This window comes from Desulfurispora sp. (genome assembly GCF_052744395.1).
Map to the genome: position 1 here is coordinate 137913 of NZ_JBRAJI010000001.1, position 6478 is coordinate 144390.

Genomic DNA, 6478 nt, shown 5'->3' on the forward strand with positions numbered 1-6478 from the left:
CAAGAAGCGGCACCCTGGAAAGGCAGGATACCGCTTTTGGTATTGGTTATTCCTGAGCATACCGCTTTAACAGGCAACTCGTTGGGCCAGGTATGCATTCCCGCTGGCCAGTTTACGCTGTTGTACTGGCCGTTTGCTCCACTTCCCGGCCGCTGCCCAGACGGCGGCGTATGCGGGCACCCCAATCGTCAAAGATAGTGTAGACCACCGGCACCAGCACCAGGGTAATCAGGGTGGAGAAGGTGAGGCCGAAAGCCACCACCACAGCCAGGGGAGCCCGGCCTTCAGAACCCTCACCGCCACCGAAAGCCATGGGCAACAGGGCCAGCACGGTGGACAGGGTGGTCATCATAATGGGCCGCAGGCGCACCGGACCAGCCTGCATGATGGCCTGATTGCGCTCCAGGCCCTGCCGGCGCAGCGTGTTGATATAATCTACCAGCACAATGGCGTTGTTAACCACGATGCCCACCAGCATAATCATACCGATGAGCGCCACCACGCTCAGGTGGTAACCGGTAAGCAACAGGCCTACCACCACTCCCACAATGGTGGGGGGCAGGGAAAACATGATCACAAAGGGATAGAATAGCGACTCAAACAGGAAGGCCATCACCATATACACCAGCACCACGGACAGGAGCAAAGCCAGAAACAGGTTGCCGAAGGACTCCTGCATCTCCTGGGCCTCCCCGCTGATTTCATAGGTGTAACCGGGCGGCAGTTTAATTCCCCTCATCAACGCCTGCACATCGCGGTTCACATCCCCCAGAGCCCGGCCGGCCAGCTCGGCCTCCACGGTCAGCAGGCGGGACTGGTTGTAGCGCATAATGGTCTGGGGAGCATCCTGTAGCGCTATATTGGCCACCTCACCCACCGCCACTTTGGCCCCGGTGGGTGTGTTCAGCATCAGCCCGGCCAGGCGGTGGGGATCAAGGCGGTACTGCTCCGGAAACATCAGGCGGATGTCCACTTCATCCTCACCCGTACGCAGGCGGGAGACCACCTGTCCGTCAAAAGCTGTGCGCACGGCCGACAGCACCTGCCCGGCCGATAGACCATACAGCCCGGCCCGCTGGCGGTCTATGGTCACATTTATTTCGGGTACAGCCTTTTCCATATTGGTAGTCACATTGCGCGTACCCGAAATGGCCGCTACCCGCTCCTGCAGGATCGCACCCAGCTGGCGCAGCGTCTCCATGTCGTCGCCCCGCACCATGATGCTGATGGGCTTACTCCTATGGCCACCGTTGTTATCGTTTACCTTTACGGTAATTTCGGCCCCAGGAATGCGGGCGGTCCTGCCTCTAATCAAGTCCACCACCTGCTCGGTGCTCAGGCGACGCTGCTCCCGGGGTTTTAGCTTGACTGTCAACATGGCCTGGTCGGTATTACCACCCCCCAGCATGGCGAAATCGCCGCCACTGCCCAGACGGGTGAATACCGTTACGGTCTCGGGCAGGGAGCTCACCACATCCTCCACCCGTCCGGCCACCCGCCCGGTCTCGGCCAGCTGGGAACCAGGCGGCAGTTCTATGGTGATTTGTATCTCGCCCTGGTCCATCACCGGCATGAACTCCATCCCCACCAGGGGCAGCAGCACCAGAGAGCCAATCAGCAGGGCCAGTGCCGTCAGTACCACCCTTTTCCGGTGCCCCAGACTCCAGGCCAGCAGGCGCCCGTAATGGCGGGATAAACGGGCAAAGGCCCGCGTGAAATGCCAGGAGGGCAGGCGCAGCCAGTAACCAACGCGCTGCCGGCCGGCCGCCGGCAGAAAGGCCGCTTCCGGCTCCTGCTCCACCGGCGCCACCCGGCGCAACAGGCGGGAGGCCAGCATGGGCACCAGTGTCAGTGCCGCAAATAGCGCCGCCAGGTGGGAAAAACTCACTGTCAGGGCCAGCGGCCCGAAAAGGATACCGGCCAGGCCCTGGACAAAAACAATGGGCAGAAATACCACCACCTGGGCCAGCGCCGAGGCAAATACGGCATTGCCCACTTCGGCCGTGCCCAAACGGGCGGCATCAATCACCCCGTAGCCGTTCTGCCGGTAGCGGTAAATGCTTTCCAGCACCACCACGGAAAAGTCCACCAGTGAACCCAGGCCCAGGGCCAGACCGCCCAGGGAAAGCAGGTTGATGGTCTGCCCGCCAAAATACATCATGCTGAAGGTGGCAATGATGGAAATGGGAATAACCAGGGCCACCACCAGCGTGCTGCGAAAACTGCGTAAAAAAAGGTACAGCACCACTACCGCCAGCAGGCCGCCCAGCACGGCATGCCGGGTGACGTTGTTGATGGAATCACTGATGAACTTGGACAGGTCCATGACCATGACCAGCTGTATGCCGGGCGGCATTTCCCGGTTAATCTGGGCCACCCGTTCCTTGACCCGGCCAGCCACCTGCACTGTATTGCTGCCCGAAACTTTGAGCACGTCCAGGGCCACGGAGGGGCGGCCATTCACATAGCTGAGCTGGGTCTGTTTTTTATAATCATCCTGGATGGTGGCAATGTCCCCCAGCCGCACCGTACCGCCGCCGGGCAAATTGAGCGGCAGGGCAGCCAGATCCCGTACCTTTTTGTATTCACCCACCACCCGGATGGCCAGGTCGGCACTGCCCCGCACCGTGGTGCCCGCACTGCCCGATATATTTTCCGCCGCCAGCAGCTGGCTAACCTGACCCACCGTCAGACCATAGCTATCCAGACGGGCCGGATCCAGAATTACCTTGATTTCCCGCGTTTTACCCCCGCTCACCGTCACCGAAGCCACACCCGACACGCGCTCCAGACGGGGCCTCACTATGTCCTCAGCCACTCGCTTAACTTCCTCGATATCGGATCCGGTGAGGGCATACTGCAGGATGGGGAAACTGTTGGGATCCAGTTTGAGCACCCGCGGTGACTTGACCTCGGAGGGTAAAAAGCCCCGCACCAGATCCACCTTGTCCCGCATGTCCAGGGCAGCCTGATCCATGTCGGTACCCCAGTTGAAGCGGATGATCACCTGGGAAACTCCCGACTGGGAATAGGAATAAATTTCCTTTACATTATTCACTGTAGCCAGTGCCGACTCCAGCGGACGGGTAACCAGTTTTTCCACCTCGGCCGGTGCCGCTCCCTCATAGGTAGTAGTTACCAGAGCCACCGGCAGGTTCATATCGGGATAGAGATCCACCCGCAGCATGGGCAGCGCCACCAGGCCCACCAGCACCAGGGCAATGATCACCATGGATATGGCCACAGGACGCTGCACCGAAAAGTCGGCTATTTTCAACTACCGCCACCCCCGCCGGAAGCCGGTTGCTGGTAATGGCCCTCTATCTTCACCCGCACACCATCCACCAGCAGGCGGTTACCTTTCACCACCACGGTTTCTCCTTCTTTCAGGCCGCTGACAATCTGGATCAGCCCGCTGCCGGCCAGTCCGACCTTCACCTTGCGCTGCCGGGCCACATTATTCTCCACCACGAAAAGCACACTGCCGCCGTCCTGCTCCAGCACAGCATCGGCCGGCACAGCCAGGGCGTTGGCCAGCTGTCTGGTACTGACGCGCAACTCGGCAGCCATACCCGGTTTTACATCCGCAACCTGCTCCAGCTTGACTTCTACCGGGTAGGCCTTGGTGACCGCATCGGCCTGGGGTGCCAGGGTATAAACCTGCCCCCGGTATGTCTTGTTGGTGGCTGAAACAAATACATCAACCGGTTGATTGATTTGCACACCACCCACCACATTTTCCGGCAGGTTGGCCTTGACCAGGAGCGGCTGCTCCTGAATCACCACCACGGCCGGCGTGGACTGGGAAGCCATCTCGCCGGGCTCCACGTTGACCTTGCTCACCACACCGCTGATGGGTGCAGTCAGCGTGGTATCGGCCAGTTTCTGGCGCATGCTGGCCACCGCCGCCTGCATCTGCCTGATCTGGGCAGCGATACTGTTTTTAGCACTGGTAGCGGCGGAAAGTTGCGCCCGGGCCTGTTCCAGCTGGCTCTGGGATATGGCCCCTTCCGCGAACAGCTTTTGCATCCGGTCATAATTGGCCACGGCATTGTCATAGTTGGTCTGGGCCTGGAGCTGGTTGGCCACCGCATTGGCCAGAGCCGCCTCCTGCTGCTGCAGAGCTATTTCCATGTCCACTTTATCTAATTCCACCAGCACCTGGCCGGCCTGTACCTTCTGTCCCACACTCACCGGTACGGCAGCCACCCGGCCCGGCGTTTTGGGAATCACCGCTACTTCCTTAAATGGCGCCACGGTACCGGCTATGCTCACCGCTTCACCCAGGGGCATCACTTGAGCCCGGGCTGCTTCCACCGGTAAGGCCTGTTCTCCCGCGCTCGGGGCACCCGGTTTGGATTTGCTGGCCAATCGCAGCAGGGGCAGCCCCACCAGCAAGAGCACTACCAGAATGCCCGCCGCCACCAGCCAGCGTTTTTGGCCACCTTTGCCCCCAGCACCGCCGGCCGGATTTTCCGGCACCGGGCCGGTATGTTTGTCTGCCTTGTTCTCCATAGCTAATCCCATCGCCCTCCTTGCCAGAATAGATCATGGACATTATCTGCGGTCCGCCGCATTCTGCAACTTTTCCAGCGCCGCCTTGAGATCGGACACCACCGCCAGAAGCCGTTCGGCTTTTTCCCGCCCCAGTTCTTCCAGCAACCTTTCCAGCTTGCGCCGCCTCTGCTGCAGAAAATGCTGGATCAGTTCCCGGCCTTCGGCGGTAAGGGATATAATCACCACCCGGCGGTCTTTTTCACTTTTTTCCCTGGTGATCAATTTATTTTTCAGCAGGCGGTCGGTCAAACTGGATACCGCCGCCATGGTCACCCCCATAAACTCGGCAATCTCGGACACTGTCCGGGCCCCTTCAAAATATAGCAGCTTGAGCATAGCGGTCTGCACATGGGTCAATCCGTCCCGGGAGCCGGGAAAAAGGTAGGCGGCAAAACTGCGGAACAGAACCGGTACCTCCTGATCCAGCCGATCAATCATTTGAGACGAGTTTTCCAGATGCTGATTGTTTTCCACAGTCCATCCCTCAGCAAAAGTTTAAGTAATAAATAATTAGATATGTTAACTTTAACCGCAAAATAAATTTTTGTCAATTGTCTGCCCCGACAAAAAACTGCTGGCCAGCCCTCTTTTTGGTAGGAGGAACCGGCCAGCCGGATGTAAAACACTACACAACAGCATCGCGCCTCAGATCATCAATTTGGCTCCGGGTGTAGCCAAAGCGGGCCAGCACCTCATCCGTGTGTTGTCCCAGATCGGGCGGCGGCTGGGCAGATTTCAGCTCCAGTGCAGGCATTTGCAGGGGCAAACCCAGCTGGAGCAACGACCCCAGACGCGGATGCTCCAGATGCCACAGCAGTCCGCGGTGCTGCACCTGGGGATCGGCAGCTACATCGGGCAAATCATAAACCGGAGTCACACAGGCATCCCGCCCCTGGAACAGCTCCAGCCAGTAGCTCCGGTCCTGCTCAATAAAAATTCCCTGCAGGGTTTTTTTCAGCCAATCCTGCTTTTCCCACGCAAACTGCAGGGGCACGAGATCCTCGCGCTGCAGGCAGCGACACACCTCCCGCCAAAACTGTGGCTCCAGGGCTCCTACCGCCAGGTAGGAACCGTCCCGGCAGCAGTAGACATTATAGCAGGCCAAACCGCCGTTTAGCTGCCCTTCCCCCCTACCAGGAGCCCCCTTCTGACCGGCCACCAGCGGCCAGAGCAGCACCGGCAGCCAGCTGACCACACCGTCCAGCATGGCCACATCTACCAGCTGCCCCCGCCCGCTGCGCTGCCTGGCCAGTAGTGCCAGCAAGATGCCAGCCAGGGCCGGCAGGGCACCGCCACCGATATCGGCGATTTGCACGGCCGGCAATACGGGAGCGCCATCAGCACCGGGCGTACCGGTTTGTCCCAGTATGCCGGCCAGACCAATGTAATTGATATCATGACCGGCTGTCCGGACATACGGCCCATCCTGCCCAAATCCCGTAATGGCACAGTAAACCAGACGCGGGTTGATTTCGGAAAGTTGCCGGTAGCCCAGACCCAGGCGCTCCATAACACCCGGACGAAATCCCTCCAGCAGGATGTCGGCGGCGCGCACCAGGCGCATGAAAACCTCCCGGCCCTGCGGCTGCTTGAGATCCAGGGTCACGCTCTTTTTGTTCCGGTTCAGCAGCAAGAACAGCCCGCTGGTATCGCCGCACAGCGGAGGCATCCAGCGGGTGTAGTCCCCCTGGCCCGGCTGCTCGATTTTGATCACTTCCGCCCCAAAATCGGCCAACCACATCGAACAGAGCGGACCGGGCAGCAAACGGGTCAGATCCAGTACCAAAGTACCATCCAAAGGCAGCGACATACAGTTCTCCTGGTTCAAAAAACTTAACAATTCCTGATACACTGTACCATTCATTGTTAAGCGGCCTCCCCATGACCAGGCTTTCGCTCCTTTCCGGATTGGATTTGCCCA

General features: G+C 59.5%; 4 protein-coding genes. All 4 read right to left on the reverse strand.

The features are described from left to right. Positions 1-112: 112 nt before the first annotated feature. Positions 113-3277 (reverse strand): efflux RND transporter permease subunit, encoded by a 3165-nt coding sequence (locus ACUVTU_RS00755; protein WP_445888035.1) that lies wholly within the window; start codon positions 3275-3277, stop codon positions 113-115. Continuing rightward, positions 3274-4527, reverse strand: a complete 1254-nt coding sequence (locus ACUVTU_RS00760; protein ID WP_445888036.1) for an efflux RND transporter periplasmic adaptor subunit — start codon at positions 4525-4527, stop codon at positions 3274-3276. The genes ACUVTU_RS00755 and ACUVTU_RS00760 overlap by 4 nt, the downstream gene beginning before the upstream one ends. 30 nt (positions 4528-4557) lie before the next feature. Further along, positions 4558-5031: a MarR family transcriptional regulator gene (locus ACUVTU_RS00765; protein ID WP_445888037.1), complete on the reverse strand. Its 474-nt coding sequence runs from the start codon at positions 5029-5031 to the stop codon at positions 4558-4560. Positions 5032-5182: 151 nt separating this feature from the next. Next, positions 5183-6421: a CaiB/BaiF CoA transferase family protein gene (locus ACUVTU_RS00770; protein ID WP_445888038.1), complete on the reverse strand. Its 1239-nt coding sequence runs from the start codon at positions 6419-6421 to the stop codon at positions 5183-5185. Positions 6422-6478: the final 57 nt, after the last annotated feature.